Below are 20,931 nucleotides of genomic sequence, written 5' to 3'. Positions count from 1 at the left end.
CAGCATTGCGTGGCTTACGTCTGAAGATACGCATGCCGCGCGCCGTGGGGCGGGCCACTGTCTCCTTGGCCTTGTCAGGCGTTACGGCATCCTAGAGGGTCAATTTGGTGCACTCAATGAAGTCAATTGAAGTAAATGACAGCCTTCATTTCCGCGAATTGGGCGCGATAATGACGCAGCCGTCGCGCCGTGCCGCGGCGTGCTTGTCTCCTTCGGGAAAACCATGAATAGCTGGATGCCCACGCTCTCGCGCAGCAGCGAACCCAAGTACCGCGCGATCGCCCAGGCCTATTCGCAGGCCATACACGGCGGCCAGATGCTGCCCGGAGAAAAGCTGCCCGCGCACCGGCTGCTCGCGAAGAAGCTCAACGTCACGACCGGCACGGTGAGCCGCGCTTATGCCGAACTGGAGCGCGGCGGACTGGTGGTGGCGCGGGTGGGCGACGGTACCTACGTGGCCGAGCCCGACGCCGACGGGGCGCGCATCCAGGACCGCACGCGCCCCGCGCCCGAGTCCAGCGAGCGCGCCGCGGCGGCGCTTTCAGCCGGCCTGCCGGGCGCGCCGGGCGTCCATGCGCCGGGACGCCTGATCGATCTCGGCCAGAACGTGCCGATGCCGACCGACGAAGCCTTCCTGTTGACGCAAACCTTGCGCGAACTGGCCGCCGACGAGCGCCTCGCGGGCGAGTTGCTTCTTTATCAGCCTGAAGGCGGCCGCCGCTCGCACCGCGAGGCGGGCGCGCGCTGGCTCGCGCGCATGGGCTGCACGGTGGCCGCCGAGCGTGTGCTGGTGACGCAGGGCGCGCAGCACGGTCTTGCCTGTGTGTTGCGCGCGGTGCTGCGGCCCGGCGACACGATCTTCGCCGAGGCGTTGAGCTATCCGGGCATCGTCGCGCTCGCGCGGCAGTTGCGGCTGAATCTCGTCGGCATCGAAATCGACGAAGAGGGCATCGTCCCCGCTGCGCTCGAGCGCGCGTGCGGGCTGCTTGCGCCGCGCGCGCTCTTTTGCGTGCCGACGCTGCACAACCCGACCACGGCGACGCTCTCCGAAGCGCGCCGCGCGCTGATCGCCGAGATCGCGGTGCGCCATCACCTCGTCGTGATCGAGGACCTCGTGCCCGCCGCGTTGCTCGATGCGCCGCCGACGCCGCTCGCCGCGCGGCTGCCCGAGCATGGCATCGTCATCAGCAGTCTTTCGAAGGCGGTCGCGCCGGGCCTGCGCGTGGGCTATGTGCAGGCGCCGCAGGACTGGGTCGGCAAGATCCTCGCGGTGATACGCAGCGACTGCTGGATGACGTCGCCGCTCGCCGCTGAGATCGCGGCGCGCTGGATCGTGGACGGCGAGGTCGATCGGCTCGTCGCCCAGCAGCGCGCGCAGGTGGACGCGCGCCATGCGATCGCCGCCGAGGTGCTGGCGGACTGGACGTATCGCACCGATCCGGCGAGCCCGCACCTCTGGCTGCCGCTCGCCGAGCCCTGGCGGGCCGCCGAATTTTCCGCGGCGCTGCGCCAGGCCGGCGTGCTAGCGAAAACGGCGGACAGCTTCGTGATCGGCCGCGGGTCGGCGCCGCACGCGGTGCGCTTGAGTCTCGGCGGCGCGCGCAGCCACGAGGCGCTGCGAGAAGGGCTGGACCTGCTGGCGCGCACGCTGCGCAACGGCCCGGAAGGGCTCTATTCGGCGTGACGGCGCCCGTTTAGGTTCGCGCGGCGCTACCTGAGCGCGGCGCTCAGGCGACTGCGCGCGCTCTATGCCGACACGCTGTTCGTGCGCACTGGCCGCGGGTTCGCGCCGACCTCGCCTGCGAGGAACTCACGCCCGTGATCAGCGAAGCGCTCGACAGTTGCCGCCATAGCCTCGCGATCGCCTCGCCCGATGCCACCACGTTTCATGGGCGCGCGGTTTCCATCGGGCTTTCGGACGACTTCGAAGTGGCTTTCGGCCGGCGCCTCCCATCGTCGAAGTCCAGGGCGCCATCATCGCGTGCTTTCCGGCAAAACACTGATCGACACCCATGCGCCATTCGCGTTGAATGATCGGGCATGAGATTTGCCTCCAATAATTGATTTCCCAGAACGACGATAACGACGATAGTGAAGGACTCGACCAGGAGATTCTCCGCATGCGCGCAATGCCTTTCCCCGACGGCTACACGATCGAGTCACATTTGCAAGAACCGCGCGACCTGCGCCGAGTGCCCATTCATCCCGATCACTGGTATCCGCTCGCCTGGTCGCGCGAACTAAAGCCCGGCAAGACGCTGGGCACGCATTTCGCCGGCGAGCCCATCGTGCTCTTTCGCACCGCGTCGGGTGCGGTGCACGCGCTCGAAGACCGCTGCGCCCACCGCCAGGTGCCGCTGCATGCGGGCGTGGTGGACGGCGAGTCGCTTCGCTGCGGCTACCACGGCTGGACCTACGATTGTTCGGGCCAGTGCGTGGACGTGCCTTACCTTGGCAGGGAGCGCCTGCCCAACGGCGTGCGCGCCTATCCGTGCCGCGAGGCGCACGGCATGATTTTCGTCTTTCCCGGCAACGCCACGCTCGCCGAAGAGACTCCGCTTCCCGTGCTGGATTCGGTAACGGACAAGGCATACAAGACGCGCCGCTTCGGGCGCGCGGTGAAGTGCCACTACTCGTTCATGCACGAGAACCTGATGGATATGAATCACCAGTTTCTGCACCGCCGGCAGATGGGGCAGATGCGGGCTCGCTCGCTCGGCCGGCGGCGCGGCGAGCGTTCCATCGAAGTGGACTACACGTTCGCGCGCATGGCGGGCAAGCAGCCCGCCGGTGAGGCGCTCGTGTTTGGCGCGAGCAAGAACCGCGCGGACCCGAGCGACCAGAGCGTGATGACGATCCGCACGGAATATCCGTATCAGACGCTGAAAATTCGCTCGGGCGACGACTCGCTGCTCATGGACCTGTGGATCGTTTATGTGCCGCTCGACGCGCGCCAGCGCACGAACCGGACTTTCGGACTCCTTTCGGTCCGCCGGCCCGCCATTCCGTTCCTGCTCGATGCGGCGTGGCCGCTGCTGGTCTGGTTCACGGAGCGCATCTTCAAGGAAGACCGCACCATCGTCGAACTCGAACAGGCCGCGCACGACAACCAGGGCGCCGACTGGAATCACGAAGTGTTTCCCGTCATCAACGAATTGCGCGACCTGCTGCGCGATTGCGGCGCGCGCAGCGTGATTCCCATTCGCGAGGTGAGCGAAGCCGATGCCTGAGGCGAAAGCGCCTCGCGCGCACGTCAGGCCGTTTTGCGGGCGCGCGGTTTGGCAGGCGCTTTTTTCTTCGCCTTGCCCTGGTTGAATTCGATCGCCGCGCGAATGAGCGCCGTCAGCGCGCGCTTGTCGACCTTGTCGCCCTCGAGATAGTCGATGGCGCGTCGCGCGTTGCCGTCGAGGCCGGCGTTGAACAGCTGCTTCGGGTCGGGCAGGCTCGCGCCGTACAGGAACGTGAGTTTCACCTTGCCCTTGTGCGCGTTGCCCACGGCGATCATGCCGTCGCGGTACCACACGGGGCTGCCCATGTATTTCCATTCCTCGACGATCGCCGGGTCGGCTGCGAGAATGGCCTCGCGCATCGCGACGAAAGTTTCGCGGCGCCAGTCGGTGAGTTCCGCGATTAGCTGGTCTATCCGTTCCGAAGGGGCCATTCGTGCTCCGTGCCTTGCATGACTTCCTGTTGTCGGGCAATCAGGATCGTAATGTAGCACTGAGGTCACCCCCTGACGCGGGCAATGACCATCGGAAGCACGAAGGGCAGGACGAGCGCGGAGATCGTGCCGTTCATCGCCATACCGAGCCCGGCGAATGCGCCCGCCTCCTCGCTGATCTGGAAAGCCCGGGCCGTGCCGATGCCATGCGAGGCCACGCCGATGGCGAAGCCGCGCGCGTCGTCACGCTGGATGCCGAGCACGCCCAGGATGAAGGTCCCCATGACCGCGCCCGAAATGCCCGTGGCGATCACGATAGCGGCCGTCAACGCGGGCATGCCGCCCACTTTGGCGGAGATCAGCATGCCGATGGCCGCGGTGACCGACTTTGGCGCGAGCGAAGCGACCGTTGCGGGCTGGCAGCCGAACATCACGGCGATCGCCAGGGCCGAAACGACGGCTACGCAGCTGCCGGCGAGCAGGCCGAACACCAGCGGAACGAAAGCGTTGCGCAGTTTGTGCAGTTGACGATGAAGCGGCACCGCGAGCGCCACGATCGCCGGTCCGAGCAGAAAATGAATGAAGCGCGCGTGTTCGAAATAGGCCTGGTATGGAATGCCAGCCAACTTCAGCAGACCCGTGAGCAGCAGGACCGCGATCGCGACAGGGTTTGCCAACGGGTTGCGGCCGCAGCGCTGGTGTATCCAGCAGGCGAGCAGATAGAGGCCGATAGTCGCGGCGATGGCGGGTACATCCGAACTCGTGAGCCACGCGCCGATGAAGGCAGGCACCGCATGGTCAGGCATGGTGGGTCTCCTCGCGCATAGCGGCACATAGCGGAACATACCGGCGCGAATGCGCCGCAACTGCTCAGGGTTCGATCTTCGCGGACGGCATTGATGGTTTCGCCTTTCTTTCGAGCAACGCGCAAGTCACGAGTCCGCCGGCGGCAATCGAAAGCGCCGTGCTCACCAGGATGGCGACAGCAATCGCGAATAGTTGACCCTTCAACACGCTGGCGAGCGCAAACACACCGGCGCCAGCGGGGATGAACAAGAGCGAAAGATGATTCAGCAACCCGAGTGCGGGACCTTCCACGACGCGCTCGATCCGCGGCGCCGCTGAGAGAAGGCAGAGCAGCAGCAGGAGGCCGATGACCGGACCGGGAACAGGCACGCGCGCGATCCACGCGATGAACTCTCCAACACCCTGTAGCGCGACGAGCAGCGCGAACGTGCGCACGAAGGCCAGGTCCGCCTTGACGGGTGCGGGGGCATGCAGTGGGGAAGGGGCGGGGTGGCGCATCGGCAAGCTCCGAAGGAACGTAACGAACGCAGCGACACGCCGGCAGTATCCGCCCGACTCGCGAACGAAAACATGGACGGCAACTGAAGAAATCGTTAAGTGTTGATCGTCGCGCCCGAACCGGGCGTCTTGGCGGAGCTGGATGCGTTTTGCGCTTCCGGCTCCATGAGGGAGATGGTGAAGAAGCTGCCCATGACCGCGGAAAGAATGATGAAGATCGATGCGGCATCGACAAGGAAGCCGAAATAACGGAATACGAAGAAGCAAATCGAAAGCGTCAACAAGTTAAGCGTAAGCCCGATGATGGCGGAGGCCTTCGGCACGGTGCGCATGAAGACGGCAAGTCGCGAATCGTTGCGCGGCACATACCAGATGAAGAACAGGCCGAGCGCGAGGATGAAAGCCGTCTCACCCCAGATCAGCCAGTCCGGGCGCTGCAGGAATCTGCCCTCGAAAATCGTTTCGATCACCTGCGCCTGAATCTCGATGCCGGGCACCAGTTCGCCTAATGCGGTCGTGCGCATGTCGGTGAGGCCCGTGCCGGTGAGGCCCACGAGAACCAGCTTGTTGCGGATGCGGCTCGCATCGACCTTGCCTTGCAAAACGTCGCGCGCGGAAACATAGCGCTGCTGCGTGCGCGCAATCGAGGCGAAGTGCAGCCAGATATCGCCGTCGGGTTGCGTGGGCACCCGCACGTCCGCCACGCCGACGGCCCGCACGCCGGATGGGCCCGCGTACACCTCGATGGCTGGCGAGCCGGTGGCCACGCGCAGTATTTCGATGGGCAGGCTCGGCACGAGTTTGTCGCCAAGACCCAGCACGAGCGGAATGCGCCGTACCGTGCCCTGTTCCTGTGCGACGTTGAGCATGGCCTGGCCGTGGGCTGCGCCCTGCAACTCGGGGAGGCTCGCGAGCACGTACGTGAAGCGGTGAACGTTCGCGAGGGCGTCCGGGCCGTGCACGAGCACGGGGGCGCTCAGGATGTCGGTGCGCGTCGTCGAGGTCGCGTAATCGAAGGCCGCTGCGCCGAGGATCGAAGGCGATGCGCGCAGCGCAGTCGCGAGAATGCGCTCATGACTGGGCAGCGCGCGCAGTTGCGTGGCGAGCGCGGCCTCCGAGGCGGGCAGGTTGTCGGCCACGATGCCAGGCGACGTCTGGTCGGGCTCGGGCATGTAGATGTCGAGGCCGATCGCCAGCGGTTCGTTCGCCTCGATCGCATCGACGAGCCCGGCGAGGCGGTTGCGCGGCCAGGGCCATTGGCCGAAGGATTCGAGCGTCTTGTCGTCGATCTCGATGATGGTCACCGGCTGCGTGGTCGGCACACGCGGAAAGCGACGCTGGTAGTGGTCGAAAAGAAGCTGGCGCGCCGAGCCGAAGGTGTCGGGCAACACGGTGACGAGCGTGTCGAGCAAGGCCGGACGCGCAATATCGCCGGGCCATTCGCTGCACAGGTTGATGAATAGAAGCGTCAAGAGCACCGCGAGCGCCCAGGGGCGCCCTTTGCGCGCCCGCATCATGCGCCTGAGGAAGACGATGCATGAGTTGCGGTAGCGTTTCATGGTGGCATGGGATCGATGAAGCGCATCGCAGATCGATACGGATTACTGAACGGTGATGACCGCGCGACGGTTTGCCTGGTTGGGCACGCCGTCCGCGGTATGGACGAGCGGCTCGCGCTTGCCTCTGCCTGCAACTTCGATCTGCTGCGCGGGTATGCCTGACTTGACCAGAAACGACGCCACGCTTTGCGCCCGACGCATGGAAAGCCGGTCGTTGAACTCCTGGGAGCCCGCCATATCGGTGTGCCCGACCACCGTGAGGTGAGGCGCGGGCCAGTTCGCCAATATTTTTTTCAACTCGGCGACGGTGGCCGCGGACTCGGGCGCAAGCTGCGTGGCGGAGTCGAAGACGAAGTTGATCGTGAACGTTCGGGGCCTGGGCGGCTCAGCAGCCAGCAGGTCGCCGTACTGGGCCTCCACCGCCGCCTTGTTGCCGGTGGTTTGCTCGATTGCGCCGCCTTTCGAAACATCGGCGCGCGTGTAGGCCTTGTCGATGACTTGTGTCTTGCCGCCGTTATGCACGATCACGTTGCCAACGCTGCCGTCCGGATTGGGCAGCAGCGTGATCTTGTCGGGCGTGCTGCACGCGCAGAGGCTCATGCACAGCGTGAGCGCCATGTATTGCGGCAGGCAGTGTGCGCCGTTCGTCGTCTTCAATGATCGGTCTCCGCGCTTCCGCCCACCTCGATGATGAATTCCGTGCCGCGTACGCCGAGCGTGGTGGTGGGCGTGCTATAACGCACGGCTTCCGGATTGGCTTTTGCGAGCTTGCCGTCGACCACGGCGAGCGAGCCGCGCTTGATGCTCACGTCGAGCGCGCCGTCGTACGTGGTGGTGTTGAATGCGAACTTGTTGAGATCGAGAACGGAGTTGGCGCCCTCGGTCAGCAGCGTGTTGTCGCGCAGGGTGATGCCGACGGAAGACGCGGGGCCGGTCAGGACGCGGTCGCTCGCGAACACCTCACTGCCTACAGCGACGCCGACCGGCTGACTCGCACGCTCGATATGCACCGCGCCTTTGATCGTCTTGACTATGCCAATTGCATCGGCTGCGTGCGCGTCGAAGATTGGCGGGCACCCGCAGGCGAGAAGCAAGGCATATTGGATGGCTTGGCTACGCACTGGCGACACCGTTTGGCGAAACGAACGTGAGGGCTCGCGCCGGGTCTCTCGGGCACCCGGCGAGGATAGTGACTCCGCGCGGCCTGCTCCGTGCGCTAGCGCACATAGTGCAAGCGCACGCAACGTGCGCCAGAATCGCCAAAACGGGCCCGGTTCCCGACTTGCGAGCGGCGTGCCCGAGCTTGCCCGGGTTTGCTGACACATTTCATGCTCATGCCGACATCGACCAACGCGAGACCGCACGGATCGCACGCCACAGCGCGGACATGGGCGCTGGCGGCGGCACAACTCGTTTCGTGGGGGACGATCTATTACGCGTTCTCGCTCTTCGTCGTGGCCTGATGCACTCGGCCGATGCCCGCGCAAGGGCCTGCCCCTTCAGTGGTCGTGCCTCACCTGCGCCATCACCGGCTGGCTCGCCTTGCGGCTGAGCATCAGCGTCACGACCGCGGAAAGCGCGAGCGTGGCGCCGACGACATACAAGCCCGCGGCGTAGCTCCCGGTCTGCGTTTTCAGCCAACCGATCACGGCGGGCCCCACGAACCCGCCGAGATTGCCGATCGAATTGATCATGGCGATGCCCGCTGCTGCCCCCGCGCCGGAGAGAAACATGCTGGGCATGGCCCAGAGCGGCGCCTTTGCCGCGCTGATGCCGACATTGACCACCACGAGCGCCAGCACGATCATCAGCGCGGTGCTGGCCTGACCCGCGAAGATGAAGCCCACGCATGCCAGCACGCAGGGAATCACGACGTGCCAGGTACGCTCTGTCGTGCGGTCCGAGTGTCGCGCCCAGAGAATCATGGCGACGACCGCCACGATGCTCGGGATAGCATTGAGCAGCCCGGTTTCGAGCGAGCTGAAGCCATATTGCCGGATGATGAGCGGCGCCCACAGGCCCAGCGTGTAAAGTCCGGCCGAGGTGCCGAAGTAGATCAGCGCGAGCGCCAGCACGCGTGGGTCGCGCAGGGCGCTCAGCGCCCCGGCTGTGTGGCCTGCGTGCCCTTCGCGCGCCCGCGCTTCCTCGGCGAGCTTCGTCATGAGCCAGTCGCGCTCTTGGGGCTTCAGCCAGTTTGCTTTCGAGGGCGCGTCGGTGAGAACCTTCAGGACCACGAAACCTAGCAGCACGGCCGGAACCGCTTCGATCACGTAGAGCAGCTGCCAGTTGGCGAGCCCGAACAGGGTCGGCAATTGCATGAGCGCGCCCGAGATCGGCGAGCCCAGGGCCGTCGAAATCGGCGCCGCCGCCATGAACCATGCGGCGGCTGCCGCCCGCTGCTTCGTCGGGAACCAGAGACTCAGGTAGAGAATGATGCCGGGGAAAAAGCCCGCTTCCGCCACGCCGAGCAAAAAGCGCAGCGCATAGAAACTGGTGGGGCCGGTCACAAAGGCGGACGCCGCCGAAACGATGCCCCACGTGACCATGACGCGTGCGATCCAGATGCGCGCGCCGACGCGGTGCAAGATGAGGTTCGAAGGCACTTCGAACAGAAAGTAGCCGATGAAGAAGAGGCCGCCGCCCAGGCCGAACGCCGTGGGCGAAAGGCCGATCGCCTTGTTCATCGTCATTGCCGCGAAGCCCACGTTGACCCGGTCGAGAAAGCTCACGAAATAGAGCAGCATGACGAACGGGATGATGCGCCACATGAGCTTGCGCGTGACGATTGCTTCGGTATCCGAATTCACGTGTCTCCTCCCTGGAGGGTTTTGGCGGGGGGCGCGCGGGTATTTTTTGTGTCACGCCCCGTGTCTGCTTTTAACGCCGCGGTAGCGCTCAGGCAGCGACGGCCGCCTTCTCGACGAGTTCGCACACCGCGGCCGTGACCTGCACGGTGGTCGCCTTGCCGCCCAGGTCGCCCGTGTGCAGCGCGGCGTTGGCGGTCACGGTCTCGATGGCCTGCATCACATGAGCGGCGGCTTCGGTCTCGCCGAGGTGCTCGAGCAGCATCACCACCGACCAGAACGTGCCGATGGGATTGGCAAGCCCCTTGCCCATGATGTCGAAGGCCGACCCGTGGATCGGCTCGAACATCGACGGATAACGCCGCTCGGGGTCGATGTTGCCGGTCGGCGCAATGCCCAGGCTGCCCGCGAGCGCGGCGGCAAGGTCGCTGAGAATATCCGCGTGCAGGTTGGTCGCCACGATCGTATCGAGCGAAGCCGGGCGGTTGACCATGCGCGCCGTGGCGGCGTCCACCAGTTCCTTGTCCCACTTCACGTCCGGGAACTCCTTCGAGATCTGCTGCGCGATCTCGTCCCACATCACCATGGCATGCCGTTGCGCGTTGCTTTTGGTGATGACCGTGAGCAGCTTGCGGGGGCGCGACTGCGCGAGGCGGAACGCAAAGCGCAAGATGCGCTCGACACCGGCGCGCGTGAGGATCGAGACATCGGTTGCGGCTTCGAGCGGATGCCCCTGGTGCACGCGGCCGCCCACACCCGAATACTCGCCTTCGGAGTTCTCGCGCACGATCACCCAGTTGAGGTCTTCGGGCTTGCAGCGCTTCAAAGGCGCGTCGATGCCGGGCAGGATGCGCGTGGGCCGCACGTTCGCGTACTGATCGAGGCCCTGGCAGATCTTCAGGCGCAGGCCCCAGAGCGTGATGTGGTCGGGCACGTCGGGGTCGCCCGCGGAGCCGAACAGAATGGCGTCCTTGTGGCGGATGGCGTCGAGCCCGTCGGCCGGCATCATCACGCCGTGCTGGCGGTAGTAGTCGGCGCCCCAGTCGAAGTTTTCGAATTCGAACGCGAAGCGCTGCGTGGTTTTCGCAAGCGCTTCCAGCACCTCCTTGCCCGCGGGCACGACTTCCTTGCCGATGCCGTCGCCGGGAATGGTCGCGATGCGATAGGTCTTCATGTCTCGTTCCTGTGAAGTGTGGCCAGTGTGGGTTCACTTTACCGAACTCCCGGTTCAAAAACCGGTGCTAGACTCAAAGCATCCTTAACCTGAATTCACAAGTGGCGACCGTGACCGACACCGTTCTACCCGCCGATCTGGGCTTTTTCTCGACGCTCGCGTCCTCGGGCAGCCTGAGCGCCGCTGCGCGCGAGCTGGGCCTCACGCCCGCTGCCGTGAGCAAGCGGCTAGCGCAAATGGAGGAGCGCGCCGGCGTGCCGCTCGTGAACCGCACGACCCGCCGCATGATGCTGACGCCCGAAGGCGAGGTGTACCTGGAGCACGCGCGCCGCATTCTCGACGAGATCGACGAGCTGGGTGAACTGCTGGGCGGCTCGAAGAAGCATCCCAAGGGGTTGCTGCGCGTGAATGCGACGCTCGGCTTTGGGCGCAGCCATATCGGGCCGGCGCTTTCGCGTTTCGTCGTGCAGTACCCGCAGGTTTCCGTGCAGCTTCAGCTTTCGGTCATGCCGCCGCCGCTCACGGAAGATTCATACGATGTCTGCATCCGCTTCGGCGAGCCGCCCGATACGCGCGTGATCGCGCGGCGTCTAGCGGCGAACCGGCGTTTGCTGTGCGCTTCGCCCGCCTATCTCGCGAGCCGGGGCACGCCCGCCACGCCGCACGATCTCGCGAAGCACAACTGCATCAGCATTCGCCAGGGCGACGAAGCTTATGGCGTGTGGCGGCTTTCTAACGAGCGCGGCAGTGCCCGAAAATCGGAGGCAATCCGGATCAACGGCAATCTCACGACCAACGACGGCGAGATTGCCGTGAAGTGGGCGCTGGACGGGCACGGCATTTTGATGCGCGCAGAGTGGGACATCAACGAGTATCTGGCGGACGGGCGGCTCGTGGTCGTACTGCCAGAGTATGAGACGCCGGGCGCGGACATCTACGCCGTGTACGCGCAGCGGCACCAGCTTTCCACGCGCATTCGGGCGTTCGTCGACTTCCTCGCTATCGAATTGAGCAAGTCGCAGCGATATCCAGTAGCCCGAACCGCCTAGCCGTGCCTCATTTCGCCGCCGCGGCGATCACGGCGGCGAGGCGCTGCGCGGCCGCTTTCATTTGCGCGCTGCTAAAGCCGCCAAAGCCCAGGATGAGCCCCGGGCGCGCGGTGCCCGCGGCGAACATGGGCGACGCGGCGCGCACCGCGATCCCCTCGTGCGCCGCAAGCCTCACGATCCGGTGGTCGTCCAGTCTCGCGGCGAGCCAGAGCACGAGATGCATGCCCTGATCGCCGGGCTCGATCCACGCCAGCTCACGGGGCAAAAGCGCTTCGAGCGTTGCGATCAGGCTGAGCCGCTGCTCTGCATAGACGTTGCGCACCTTGCGGACGTGCCGTTCCAGGTGCCCCTCGGTCATGAAGGCGGCGAGCACGTGTTGATCGGCCGTTGGCGGATGGCGGTCCATGAGCACGCGCGCGCCGCAGAACGCATCCACCAGGCCCGGCGGCACGACGACATAGCCAAGCCGCAGTGAGGGAAACAGGATCTTGCTGAAGGTCCCGAGATACACCACGCGATCCGGCGCGAGGCCCTGCAGCGCCGGAAACGGATAGCCCTCGTAGCGCAGCTCGCTGTCGTAGTCGTCTTCGACGACCCAGGCGTGGGCCGCGCGCGCCCACGCGAGCAACGCCGCGCGCCGCGCCATGCTAAGCGGCATGCCGAGCGGGTATTGATGCGAAGGCGTGACGAACGCCGCGCGCGCCTTCGGCGCGAGGCGAATGCCGGCCTCGACGTCCAGACCCTCGGCGTCCACGCTCACGCGCACCATGGCGTCGCGGTGGGGCAGGCTTTCGAGGATGGCGGTGACGCCACGGTAGGCCGGGTTCTCGACCCATGCCTGGTCGCGCGGCCCCAGCAGCACCTGGCTTGCGAGAAAGAGCCCCTGCTGGGTGCCGCTCGTGACGATAACCTGATCCGCTTCGCAGCGCACCGAGCGGGACTTGCGCACATAATCGGCAATCGCTTCGCGCAGCGCCAGGGCGCCTTGCGGGTCGGCATAGCCGGTCGGCGAGCCGGGCCCTCGCGCGCGCAAGCGGTTGCCGAGCCGGCGCCAGACGTCGCCGGGCGCGGTCATGCCGGTTGGCACCGAAATGGCAAATGGCACCGGAGGAAGCGGCTTGAACTCGCGTCCGATCCGGGCGAACGCTTCGGCGCGTTCCGGCAGCCCGGCTTGCGCCGCCTGCCCCGAATCCACGCGGGGCTCGCGCGCGGGCGGCGGCTCCCCCAGCGCGAGCGCCACGCGGGTACCGGCTCCGGCCTTCGATTCAAGAAAGCCCTCGGCTATTAGCTGCTCGTACGCCTCGACCACCGTGCCGCGCGCCACCTGGAGCGAAGCGGCGAGCGCGCGCGTGGAAGGCAGCGCATCGGCGGGCCGCAGATCGCCTTTGCGCACCGCTTCGCGCAACGCCTCGGCCACCTGGCGGCTGAGATTGCCGGCCTCCCGGTCCAGCGTGCCGAACGATGGCATCTCTGCGGCCTGCGCGGTTCTCGGCATGATTCTGGTTCACTGGAAAATGAATAAACTGGTTCTACAGAATAAACCACTTTTGAGGCAGACTCGAATCTGTGGCGGCATCGGCCGCGCTTACCCATCACCTTACGAGCAGGGACAAACGCATGTACGTACCAGCCCATTTCGCCGAAAACCGCAAGGACGTCCTGCACGACTGCATCGCCCAATATCCGTTCGGGACGTTGGTCACGCAGGGAAAGAGCGGGCTCGATGCCAATCACATCCCCTTTGAGCTCGCGGCGGCCGAAGGCGAGCTGGGGGTGCTGCGTGCGCACGTCGCGCGGGCCAACCCGGTTTGGCAGGACGTGGCAAACGGCGACGAGGTCCTTGTGATCTTCCGCGCGGGCGACGCGTATATTTCGCCGAACTGGTATCCGAGCAAGCACGAGGCGCACAAGCAGGTGCCGACCTGGAATTACGTCGTGGTCCATGCCCATGGGCGCATCAGAATTCTCGACGACGAGCGCTACGTGCGGGGTGTGATCGGCCGCCTGACGCGCACGCACGAAGCCACGCAGCCCACGCCCTGGAAGATGGCCGACGCGCCGAAGGACTACACGGACGCGCTCGTCAAGGCGATTGTCGGCGTGGAGATCGAGATCACGCGTCTGGTCGGCAAGAGCAAGCTCAGTCAGAACAAGGAAGAGCGCGATATTCGCGGCGCGGGCGAAGCACTCAAATCGAGCGGCGAGTCTCGCATTGCCGACGCCATGCTTGCCGCCGCCGACCAGAAGGCACAATAGCGCGCACCAGCGCACACGAGGGCCCCGTCATGGCTAACGACCCGCCGCTCGCGCCCGGCTTCTCAGGCATCGATTCAGCGAGCCTGCCATGGGTGCCCTCCCGCTTCGCACCCGGCGTGGAGGTCAAGAACCTCGGCAAGGCGAACGGCCGCGCGATACAACTGGTCCGGTTCGCTGCAGGGGCAACGTTTCCTGCGCACCGCCATACGGGCCCCGAGTTCATCTACGTGCTCGAAGGCGAGGCCGTGCAAAACGGCCGGCGGCTCACTGCGGGATATGCGGGCATCGCCGAACAGGGTACCGTCGATGCAGGATTTCATAGCGACGCCGGCTGCGTGTTCCTGCTCGTCTACGACCTGGACCAGGTGTTCGACAAGACCTGATTGCCACGCACGCTCGCGGGTAAACACGGGTAAACCACATTCCAGGCGCTTGAAGAAAATCTTCACAGGCCTATTCAACTAGTATTTAATAAACCGGCGCGGCAGTGAGCGATCGGTCATGCGCATCGCCGTGACCTGACCCTGACGGTACGAGGCCGGAACGATGAATCCCCACGAATACGAAATCCACGATGCGCGCTTTCGCATGCTGCTGCAGCCCAACGCGCAATTCGAGAAGCTCGCGGGCGGCTGCATGTGGGCGGAAGGACCGGTGTGGTTTCCCGCCGGGGACTTTCTTGTCTGGAGCGACATTCCCAACAACCGGATGATGCGCTGGGTGCCCGGCATCGGCACAGGCGTGTTTCGCGCGAACTCGAATTTCAGCAACGGCAACACGCTCGACCGCGAATGCCGGCTCGTGACCTGCGAACACGGCACGCGCCGCGTCACGCGCACGGAGCACGACGGGCGCATCACCGTCATTGCCGACCGCTACGAAGGGCATCGGCTGAATTCGCCCAACGACGTGATCGTGCATTCGGACGGCTCGATCTGGTTCACCGACCCCGACTACGGCATTCTCGGCGACTACGAGGGCTTTCGCGCGCCGAGCGAGATCGGCGCATGCCATGTGTATCGCGTGGCGCCGGATACCGGCGCGGTGCGGCGCGTGGCCGACGACTTCATGAAGCCCAATGGGCTCGCCTTCTCGCCCGATGAATTGCGGCTCTACGTGGCCGACTCGGGCGCGTCGCATATCGAGAACGGCCCGCATCACATCCGCGTATTCGACGTAGGTGCGCAAGGCGCGTTGGACAACGGCCGCATATTCGCCGAGGTTTCGCCGGGCGTGCCCGACGGCATGCGCGTGGACGAGCACGGCAACGTCTGGACGAGCGCGGGCGACGGCATCCACTGCTATGCGCCCGATGGCACGCTGCTCGGCAAGATCCTCGTGCCGGAGACGGTCGCGAATCTCGTGTTCGGCGGCCCGAATCGCAATCGCCTTTTCATTGCGGCCAGCTCGTCGCTGTACTCGCTTTACGTTGGCGTGCGTGGCGCTGCCCACGGAGACCGGCTATGACACTTCTCGACCCCGCCTTGCTTTCTTCCGCGCTCATTCTCCTCGATCGGCGCGATGACGTTGCCATCGCGCGCGGACAGTTGATGCCCGGCTCGGCACTCTATGGCGACCATACGGTCGCGGGCATGGTTCCGCCTGGCCACAAGGTCGCGTTGCGCGATATCGAGCCAGGCGATCCGGTGCGCCGCTACGGGCAGATCATCGGCTTTGCGAGCCGGCCGATCCGTTGCGGCGAACACGTGCATACGCAGAATCTCTCGATGGGCGATTTCGAGCGCGACTACGCATTCGGCGTGGACGCGCACGACACGCCGGCCGCTGCGCAGCCTGCCACGTTTCTCGGCATTCGGCGCGCGGACGGCCGCGTCGCGACGCGCAACTATATAGGCATCCTGACGTCTGTGAACTGCTCGGCCACGGTCGCCCGCGCGATAGCCGACCATTTTCGCCGCGACACCCACCCCGAAGCGCTGGAAGCCTTCCCCAACGTGGATGGCGTGGTGGCGCTCACGCACGGCGAAGGCTGTGCGCTCGCGGCCGAGGGCGAGCCGATCACGGTGTTGCGGCGCACGCTCGCGGGTTATGCACGACACGCCAACTTCTACGCCGTGCTAATCGTCGGACTCGGCTGTGAAACGAACCAGATTGATGGTCTCGTGGAAGCCGAACATCTCGAGCGCGGCGCGCGCCTTTCGACCATGACGATCCAGCAGACGGGCGGCACCGCGCGCACGGTGGCAGCGGGCATCGAACAGGTGCGTGCGCTGCTGGCCGATGCGAACCGCGTGACGCGCGAGCCGGTCGATGCGCGTCACCTCATGGTCGGCTTGCAGTGCGGCGGCTCGGACGGCTACTCCGGCATTTCTGCGAACCCGGCGCTCGGTGCGGCCGTGGACCGGCTCGTCATGCACGGCGGCACGGCGATCCTCTCCGAAACGCCCGAGATCTACGGGGCCGAGCATCTGCTTACACGGCGCGCGGTGTCGCGCGAAGTGGGCGAAAAGCTGGTGGCGCGCATTCGCTGGTGGGAAGCGTATTGCGCGCGCATGGAAGCCAACATGAACAACAACCCTTCTGCCGGCAACAAGGCGGGCGGGCTCACGACCATTCTCGAAAAGTCACTCGGCGCGGTGGCGAAAGGCGGCACGACGCGGCTCGTCGAAACCTACGAATACGCGCAGCCTGTGCGCGCGCAGGGGCTCGTGTTCATGGATACACCCGGCTACGACCCGGTGTCCGCCACCGGACAGGTGGCGGGCGGCGCCAACCTGATCTGCTTCACGACGGGCCGCGGCTCGGCGTACGGCTGCGCGCCCTCGCCGTCGCTCAAGCTCAGCACGAACAGCGCGCTGTGGCGACGCCAGGAAGAGGACATCGACCTGAACTGCGGCCGCATTCTGGATGGCGAGCAAAGCGTTGACGAGGCCGGCGCCGCGATCTTCGAGTTGATGCTCGCGACGGCCTCGGGACAGCGCACGAAGAGCGAGCTGCACGGCTACGGCCAGAACGAATTCGTGCCTTGGCACCTGGGGGCGGTCATGTAGAGCGGGAGCGATTCGGACAGGCGCCGCCACTCACTGCTGGACGACGCCACATTCAGAAGGAGTGCTTTCCATGAAGGAAAAATCGCGCTGGCTGGTCATTTTCTTCTGTTTTCTGGCGATTGCGGTCAACTATATCGACCGCGCCAATCTCGCGGTTGCGGCGCCGCACATCATGAAGGACCTCGGCATTGGTCCTGCCGCCATGGGGCTGCTGCTCAGCGGCTTCTTCTGGACTTACGCCGTGATGCAACTGCCGTTTGGCTGGTTCGTCGACCGGGCCGGCGCGCGCATCGCGTTGCCGTTCGCCGTGGGCTGGTGGTCGGTGTTCACCGGGGCTACCGCGGTAGCGGGCGGCTTCGCGGCGATGTTCGGCTGCCGGCTCATGCTCGGCGTGGGCGAGGCGGGGGCATATCCGTCGTGCGCGAAGCTCGTGAGCCAATGGTTCTCGCGCGATGAACGCGCGCTCGCCACGAGCATCTTCGACAGCGGCTCGCGCGTGGGCTCCGCACTCTCGCTGCCGCTCGTGGCCGCCATCATGGCCGCGTGGGGCTGGAAGGCGTCGTTTCTGATTACCGGCGCACTCGGGCTCGTGTGGATCCTGGGCTGGGTCGTGATGTACCGGGAACCCGAGGCGCGGAGCGCTCTCGAACAGCCGCGCGCGCCGGCGCCAGCCGCCGCCTCGATACGCTGGAGCGGCTTGTTCCGCTACCGCACCGTGTGGGGCATGATGCTGGGCTTCTTCTGCCTGAACTTCGTCATTTACTTCTTCATTACGTGGTTCCCGAGCTATCTCGTCGAGGCGCGCGGTTTCTCGCTCAAGTCGCTTGGCACGCTCGGCACCTTGCCCGCCATCGCCTCGATACCCGGCGGCTGGCTGGGCGGCTGGCTCTCCGATACGCTCGTGAAGCGCGGCTGGAGCCTGACTGCCGCGCGCAAGACGTGCATTGTCGGCGGCATGCTGCTTTCGTCCGTGATCACGTTGACCGGTGTTGTTCAGGATGTCTATGTAATGCTGGCGCTCTTTGCAGTTGCCTATGGGAGCCTCGCGGCCGCGGCGGCCAGCATCTGGTCGCTGCCTGCCGACGTCGCGCCGACCCCGCGGCATGTCGCCTCGCTGGCGGGCATTCAGAACTTCGCGTCGAATCTCGCAGGCATCGCGTTGACGACGTTTACCGGCGTGATGCTGCAGCTCACGCGCGGCTCGTTCACGATTCCGCTCGTGGTCGCCGGCGGGTTTTGCGTGCTGGGCGCGGTGAGCTATCTTGTGATTGTCGGACGCGTCGAGCCGCTTGAGGCTCCCGAGGCCAGCCGCGTCGACCAACCGGCTTACGCGCCGCGCACGTAAGCACGTAACCGCGAAGGCGCGGCCTCTTACCCCGCTGCCACACACAGGGTCACGTACATGTCGAATGCCACTGCCGCTAAAGGTTCAGAAGTCGTTATCGAGGCTCGCGCGCTGCACGCCTTCGTCGTCGCCATCTGGCGTGCGGCCGGCAGCGAGGCGCGCGAGGCAACGCTGGTTGCCGATCATCTCGTCGAAGCGAATCTCGCCGGGCACGACTCGCACGGCGTGGGCATGATTCCGCGCTATATGCTGTCGTGCCGCGAAGGCGAACTCAAATTGAATACGCACGCGCAGGTCGTGCGCGACGCGGGTGCGGTACTCACGATCGAAGCCGGGCGCGGCTTCGGGCAAGTCACGGCGTTCGAGGCGATGGAGTACGGCATCGAGCGCGCGAAGTCGCTCGGCGTGTGTGCGCTCGGCCTGCGCAACGCGCATCACATCGGACGTATCGGGCACTGGGCGGAGCAATGTGCGCGCGCCGGGCTCGTGTCGTTCCACTTCGTCAACGTCGCGGGCGATCCGCTCGTCGCGCCGTTCGGCGGCATCGACAGGCGCTTCGGCACCAATCCGTTTTGTGCGGCGTTTCCGCTCGAGGGGCGCTCGCCGCTGGTGCTGGACTTCGCCACAAGCGCGATTGCCGCGGGGAAAGTGCGCGTGGCCTACAACAAGGGCGTGGATGTACCCGCCGACGCCCTGATCGACAGCGACGGCCGCCCCACGCGCGATCCGGGCGCGCTGTTCAGCGATACGCAGCACGGCGCGCTGCGCGCGTTCGGCGGCGCGGTGGCGGGTCACAAGGGTTCGGGGCTCGCCGCGATGTGCGAGATTCTGGCGGGCGCGCTCTCGGGCGGCTTCACGACGCGCGAGCAAACCATCGTTTCCACGCACGCGATCGTCAATTGCATGACGTCGGTGATCGTCGACCCGGCGGCCTTCGACGCGCCTTCGCGCGAGCACGAAGCGCTTGCGTTCGTGGAATGGCTGAAGGCCACGCGGCGCGCAGCGGGTGTCGACGAGATCCTGCTGCCCGGCGAGCGCGAGGACGCGACGCGGCGGCAGCGCGAAGCGCAGGGCGTCCCCGTGGATGCGACGAGCTGGTCGCAGATCGTCGATGCCGCGCGCATGGCGGGCGTGACTGAGGCGGAGATCGCGGCGTGCGAGCATAGCTCACGTTAGCCACGTCCGGTCACTCGTCGCACTTCACCTCGTTTTTGGGCGCGACGATGATCACCGGGTAGGTGCCGCGATCGAGTTCGACGCGCACGACGATGGCCGTGGTGGCAGGGTCGCTATCGTCGTACACGCTCACCTTCTCGTTCTTCAATAGCGTGACGCCAGTGCAGCCGGACGCGTGGCTGTCGTCGTCGGCGATCTTGCATTGAATCTCGTTGTCCTTGAGGTAGCGAATGCGGTCGCGGTCGGGCGTGGCCAGATAGTCGCGCACGCTTTGCGCGGAGCCTGCAACGCCCGTTACATAACCGATCGCGCATTCGCGCTTCGAATTCGAATCGCCCGACGACGTTTGGGCAAGGGCGGGCGCGGCGGCCAGCGCCATGGCAGCGAAGGCAGCGAGGACCGGCGAGAGGGTGAGGCGCTTCATGAGTGATCGTTTGCCGCAAAAGTGGAAGCGCCGATTTTAACGCCTGCGCGATATCCGCTAAGATCGACGCGGAATTCACAGAGCGAAGCGACCGCACGCCAAAACGCGCAATGGACCGAATCGACGCCATGAAGGTTTTCGTCGCCACGCTCGACGAGGGGAGTCTCGCGGGCGCGGGCCGCCGGCTGGGCCGTTCGCCCGCGGCGGTGAGCCGGGCCATTGCGTTCCTCGAGGAGCACACCGGCACGGCGCTCCTGTACCGCACCACGCGCACGATCCGCCTGAGCGAGGCGGGCGAGCGCTATGCGCTCGCATGCCGGCGCATCCTCGCCGATCTCGAAGAAGCCGACCTGCTCGCCGCCGACGAACGCTCCGCGCCGCGCGGATTGCTGGGTGTAACGGCGGCGGTGGCCGTCGGCGAAGAGGTGCTGCGCCCGATGATCGAGGAGTTCATCGACCGCAACCCAGAGGTGTCGATCCGTCTGCACCTGCTCGACCGGCCTGCGAGCCTCATCGACGAGGGCATCGATGTGGCGCTGCGCATTGCGCATCTGCAGGATTCGACGCTCGTCGCCATTCCGGTGGGCGAGGTGCGGCGCGTGGTGGTGGCCTCGCCCGACTATCTCGCCACGCATCCGGCCATCGAGACGCCCGCCGATCTCGCGAGCCACCCGATCATCTCGATGACGCATTTCGGGCTCGACTCGTGGAGCTTCCCGGCGGCGCGTCAGACGGCGCTCCCCCAGGTCGTGCAGTTCTCGCCGCGCTTCATCGTGAATACGATACGCGCGGCGCGGGCTTCGGCCGTTGCGGGGCATGGCGTCACGCGGCTCTTTTCCTATCACGTGGCCGAAGAGGTCGAGGCGGGCCGGCTCAGGATCGTGCTGCGCGACAGCGAGCATGGGCCGCTGCCCGCGAATCTCGTCACGCCGCACGGGCGTCTCTCGGTGCCCAAAGTGCGCAGTTTCGTCGATTTCGCCGCGCCCCGGCTGCGCGCGTACTTCGAGCAAGCCCGGCGCATTACCGACGCCGACTGAGCAGCGTTCGCCATCCGTTCGCCGCGCGGAAGAATGACTTCCGTATCGCGGCGATTCTCTCGCCGCGCGATCTAACCTAGACTGACTCCCAACTTCAGCGGGTGCTTCACTGCATCCGCTTCCGGGAGTC

The 20,931-nt window shown here is 65.9% G+C and carries 20 protein-coding genes and 1 pseudogene; 11 read left to right on the top strand and 10 right to left on the bottom strand.

Features of this window, described 5'->3' with window-relative positions; translation table 11 throughout:
- Nucleotides 1-223 precede the first annotated feature (223 nt).
- The 3 genes and pseudogenes from M3I53_RS04915 (at nucleotide 224) to M3I53_RS04905 (ending at nucleotide 3,230) form a co-directional block, all read left to right on the top strand.
- Nucleotides 224-1,684 carry a PLP-dependent aminotransferase family protein gene (locus M3I53_RS04915; RefSeq protein WP_254314837.1) on the top strand — a complete coding sequence of 487 codons (1,461 nt, stop codon included), beginning with the start codon at nucleotides 224-226 and terminating at the stop codon, nucleotides 1,682-1,684.
- 30 nt (nucleotides 1,685-1,714) lie between these two features.
- A pseudogene (locus tag M3I53_RS04910) lies at nucleotides 1,715-1,968 on the top strand (LysR family transcriptional regulator); the annotation flags it as partial.
- A gap of 152 nt (nucleotides 1,969-2,120) precedes the next feature.
- Nucleotides 2,121-3,230, top strand: coding sequence for an aromatic ring-hydroxylating dioxygenase subunit alpha (locus M3I53_RS04905; protein ID WP_254314835.1), 1,110 nt, complete (start codon nucleotides 2,121-2,123; stop codon nucleotides 3,228-3,230).
- Nucleotides 3,231-3,253: 23 nt separating this feature from the next.
- Here the strand turns inward: M3I53_RS04905 and M3I53_RS04900 are convergent, their stop codons facing one another.
- From M3I53_RS04900 to M3I53_RS04865, 8 genes are all read right to left on the bottom strand, one after another.
- Nucleotides 3,254-3,661, bottom strand: a complete 408-nt coding sequence (locus M3I53_RS04900; RefSeq protein ID WP_254314833.1) for a DUF1801 domain-containing protein — start codon at nucleotides 3,659-3,661, stop codon at nucleotides 3,254-3,256.
- Nucleotides 3,662-3,726: 65 nt separating this feature from the next.
- Nucleotides 3,727-4,467, bottom strand: coding sequence for an LrgB family protein (locus tag M3I53_RS04895; RefSeq protein ID WP_254314832.1), 741 nt, complete (start codon nucleotides 4,465-4,467; stop codon nucleotides 3,727-3,729).
- 64 nt (nucleotides 4,468-4,531) lie between these two features.
- Nucleotides 4,532-4,966 carry a CidA/LrgA family protein gene (locus tag M3I53_RS04890; protein ID WP_254314831.1) on the bottom strand — a complete coding sequence of 145 codons (435 nt, stop codon included), beginning with the start codon at nucleotides 4,964-4,966 and terminating at the stop codon, nucleotides 4,532-4,534.
- Between the two features lie 95 nt (nucleotides 4,967-5,061).
- Entirely contained in the window at nucleotides 5,062-6,525 is a 1,464-nt protein-coding gene (locus M3I53_RS04885; protein ID WP_254314830.1) for a CHASE2 domain-containing protein, read from the bottom strand.
- Between the two features lie 42 nt (nucleotides 6,526-6,567).
- Nucleotides 6,568-7,182, bottom strand: coding sequence for an OmpA family protein (locus M3I53_RS04880; protein WP_254314829.1), 615 nt, complete (start codon nucleotides 7,180-7,182; stop codon nucleotides 6,568-6,570).
- Nucleotides 7,179-7,646: a FecR domain-containing protein gene (locus tag M3I53_RS04875; RefSeq protein ID WP_254314828.1), complete on the bottom strand. Its 468-nt coding sequence runs from the start codon at nucleotides 7,644-7,646 to the stop codon at nucleotides 7,179-7,181. The genes M3I53_RS04880 and M3I53_RS04875 overlap by 4 nt, the downstream gene beginning before the upstream one ends.
- A gap of 378 nt (nucleotides 7,647-8,024) precedes the next feature.
- On the bottom strand, nucleotides 8,025-9,293 hold the full coding sequence (locus tag M3I53_RS04870) for an MFS transporter (protein ID WP_302057572.1): 1,269 nt from the start codon (nucleotides 9,291-9,293) through the stop codon (nucleotides 8,025-8,027).
- Between the two features lie 127 nt (nucleotides 9,294-9,420).
- Complete coding sequence (locus M3I53_RS04865; protein ID WP_254314826.1) at nucleotides 9,421-10,503, bottom strand: tartrate dehydrogenase; 1,083 nt, start codon at nucleotides 10,501-10,503, stop codon at nucleotides 9,421-9,423.
- Between the two features lie 110 nt (nucleotides 10,504-10,613).
- Here M3I53_RS04865 and M3I53_RS04860 point away from each other — a divergent pair, with 110 nt between their 5' ends.
- Nucleotides 10,614-11,552, top strand: a complete 939-nt coding sequence (locus M3I53_RS04860; RefSeq protein WP_254314825.1) for a LysR family transcriptional regulator — start codon at nucleotides 10,614-10,616, stop codon at nucleotides 11,550-11,552.
- A 7-nt stretch (nucleotides 11,553-11,559) separates the two neighbouring features.
- Here the strand turns inward: M3I53_RS04860 and M3I53_RS04855 are convergent, their stop codons facing one another.
- Nucleotides 11,560-13,047: a PLP-dependent aminotransferase family protein gene (locus M3I53_RS04855; RefSeq protein ID WP_254314824.1), complete on the bottom strand. Its 1,488-nt coding sequence runs from the start codon at nucleotides 13,045-13,047 to the stop codon at nucleotides 11,560-11,562.
- A gap of 122 nt (nucleotides 13,048-13,169) precedes the next feature.
- Between M3I53_RS04855 and M3I53_RS04850 the strand changes: the two genes are divergently transcribed.
- From M3I53_RS04850 to M3I53_RS04825, 6 genes are all read left to right on the top strand, one after another.
- The gene (locus M3I53_RS04850) at nucleotides 13,170-13,808 is read left to right on the top strand and encodes an FMN-binding negative transcriptional regulator (RefSeq protein ID WP_254314823.1); all 639 of its coding nucleotides are present in this window, start codon (nucleotides 13,170-13,172) and stop codon (nucleotides 13,806-13,808) included.
- A 29-nt stretch (nucleotides 13,809-13,837) separates the two neighbouring features.
- Complete coding sequence (locus tag M3I53_RS04845; protein ID WP_254314822.1) at nucleotides 13,838-14,191, top strand: cupin domain-containing protein; 354 nt, start codon at nucleotides 13,838-13,840, stop codon at nucleotides 14,189-14,191.
- A gap of 163 nt (nucleotides 14,192-14,354) precedes the next feature.
- A complete protein-coding gene (locus M3I53_RS04840) occupies nucleotides 14,355-15,275 on the top strand; it encodes an SMP-30/gluconolactonase/LRE family protein (RefSeq protein WP_254314821.1) in 921 nt (306 codons plus the stop codon).
- Entirely contained in the window at nucleotides 15,272-16,819 is a 1,548-nt protein-coding gene (locus M3I53_RS04835) for a UxaA family hydrolase (protein ID WP_254314820.1), read from the top strand. Before M3I53_RS04840 ends, M3I53_RS04835 begins: the two co-directional genes overlap by 4 nt.
- Nucleotides 16,820-16,889: 70 nt before the next feature.
- On the top strand, nucleotides 16,890-18,164 hold the full coding sequence (locus M3I53_RS04830; RefSeq protein ID WP_254314819.1) for an MFS transporter: 1,275 nt from the start codon (nucleotides 16,890-16,892) through the stop codon (nucleotides 18,162-18,164).
- Nucleotides 18,165-18,221: 57 nt separating this feature from the next.
- Nucleotides 18,222-19,340 carry a malate/lactate/ureidoglycolate dehydrogenase gene (locus M3I53_RS04825; RefSeq protein ID WP_254314818.1) on the top strand — a complete coding sequence of 373 codons (1,119 nt, stop codon included), beginning with the start codon at nucleotides 18,222-18,224 and terminating at the stop codon, nucleotides 19,338-19,340.
- A 10-nt stretch (nucleotides 19,341-19,350) separates the two neighbouring features.
- Here M3I53_RS04825 and M3I53_RS04820 read toward each other — a convergent pair whose 3' ends face one another.
- The gene (locus M3I53_RS04820) at nucleotides 19,351-19,764 is read right to left on the bottom strand and encodes a hypothetical protein (RefSeq protein WP_254314817.1); all 414 of its coding nucleotides are present in this window, start codon (nucleotides 19,762-19,764) and stop codon (nucleotides 19,351-19,353) included.
- A gap of 110 nt (nucleotides 19,765-19,874) precedes the next feature.
- Between M3I53_RS04820 and M3I53_RS04815 the strand changes: the two genes are divergently transcribed.
- The gene (locus M3I53_RS04815) at nucleotides 19,875-20,801 is read left to right on the top strand and encodes a LysR family transcriptional regulator (RefSeq protein WP_254314816.1); all 927 of its coding nucleotides are present in this window, start codon (nucleotides 19,875-19,877) and stop codon (nucleotides 20,799-20,801) included.
- The last annotated feature ends 130 nt before the right edge of the window (nucleotides 20,802-20,931 follow it).

Origin of the sequence: Paraburkholderia sp. CNPSo 3272, from assembly GCF_024206495.1 — a bacterium.
Classification (GTDB): Bacteria; Pseudomonadota; Gammaproteobacteria; order Burkholderiales; family Burkholderiaceae; genus Paraburkholderia.
This window is presented reverse-complemented; position numbering and strand designations above follow the sequence as displayed.

Excerpts from the sequence above, each read along its gene's own strand:
- M3I53_RS04915 (WP_254314837.1), top strand. The coding sequence starts at position 224 with ATGAATAGCTGGATGCCCACGCTCTCGCGCAGCAGCGAACCCAAGTAC.
- M3I53_RS04905 (WP_254314835.1), top strand. The coding sequence starts at position 2,121 with ATGCGCGCAATGCCTTTCCCCGACGGCTACACGATCGAGTCACATTTG.
- M3I53_RS04900 (WP_254314833.1), bottom strand. The coding sequence starts at position 3,661 with ATGGCCCCTTCGGAACGGATAGACCAGCTAATCGCGGAACTCACCGAC.
- M3I53_RS04895 (WP_254314832.1), bottom strand. The coding sequence starts at position 4,467 with ATGCCTGACCATGCGGTGCCTGCCTTCATCGGCGCGTGGCTCACGAGT.
- M3I53_RS04890 (WP_254314831.1), bottom strand. The coding sequence starts at position 4,966 with ATGCGCCACCCCGCCCCTTCCCCACTGCATGCCCCCGCACCCGTCAAG.
- M3I53_RS04885 (WP_254314830.1), bottom strand. The coding sequence starts at position 6,525 with ATGAAACGCTACCGCAACTCATGCATCGTCTTCCTCAGGCGCATGATG.
- M3I53_RS04870 (WP_302057572.1), bottom strand. The coding sequence starts at position 9,293 with ATGTGGCGCATCATCCCGTTCGTCATGCTGCTCTATTTCGTGAGCTTT.
- M3I53_RS04865 (WP_254314826.1), bottom strand. The coding sequence starts at position 10,503 with ATGAAGACCTATCGCATCGCGACCATTCCCGGCGACGGCATCGGCAAG.
- M3I53_RS04855 (WP_254314824.1), bottom strand. The coding sequence starts at position 13,047 with ATGCCGAGAACCGCGCAGGCCGCAGAGATGCCATCGTTCGGCACGCTG.
- M3I53_RS04850 (WP_254314823.1), top strand. The coding sequence starts at position 13,170 with ATGTACGTACCAGCCCATTTCGCCGAAAACCGCAAGGACGTCCTGCAC.
- M3I53_RS04845 (WP_254314822.1), top strand. The coding sequence starts at position 13,838 with ATGGCTAACGACCCGCCGCTCGCGCCCGGCTTCTCAGGCATCGATTCA.
- M3I53_RS04840 (WP_254314821.1), top strand. The coding sequence starts at position 14,355 with ATGAATCCCCACGAATACGAAATCCACGATGCGCGCTTTCGCATGCTG.
- M3I53_RS04835 (WP_254314820.1), top strand. The coding sequence starts at position 15,272 with ATGACACTTCTCGACCCCGCCTTGCTTTCTTCCGCGCTCATTCTCCTC.
- M3I53_RS04830 (WP_254314819.1), top strand. The coding sequence starts at position 16,890 with ATGAAGGAAAAATCGCGCTGGCTGGTCATTTTCTTCTGTTTTCTGGCG.
- M3I53_RS04825 (WP_254314818.1), top strand. The coding sequence starts at position 18,222 with ATGTCGAATGCCACTGCCGCTAAAGGTTCAGAAGTCGTTATCGAGGCT.
- M3I53_RS04820 (WP_254314817.1), bottom strand. The coding sequence starts at position 19,764 with ATGAAGCGCCTCACCCTCTCGCCGGTCCTCGCTGCCTTCGCTGCCATG.
- M3I53_RS04815 (WP_254314816.1), top strand. The coding sequence starts at position 19,875 with ATGGACCGAATCGACGCCATGAAGGTTTTCGTCGCCACGCTCGACGAG.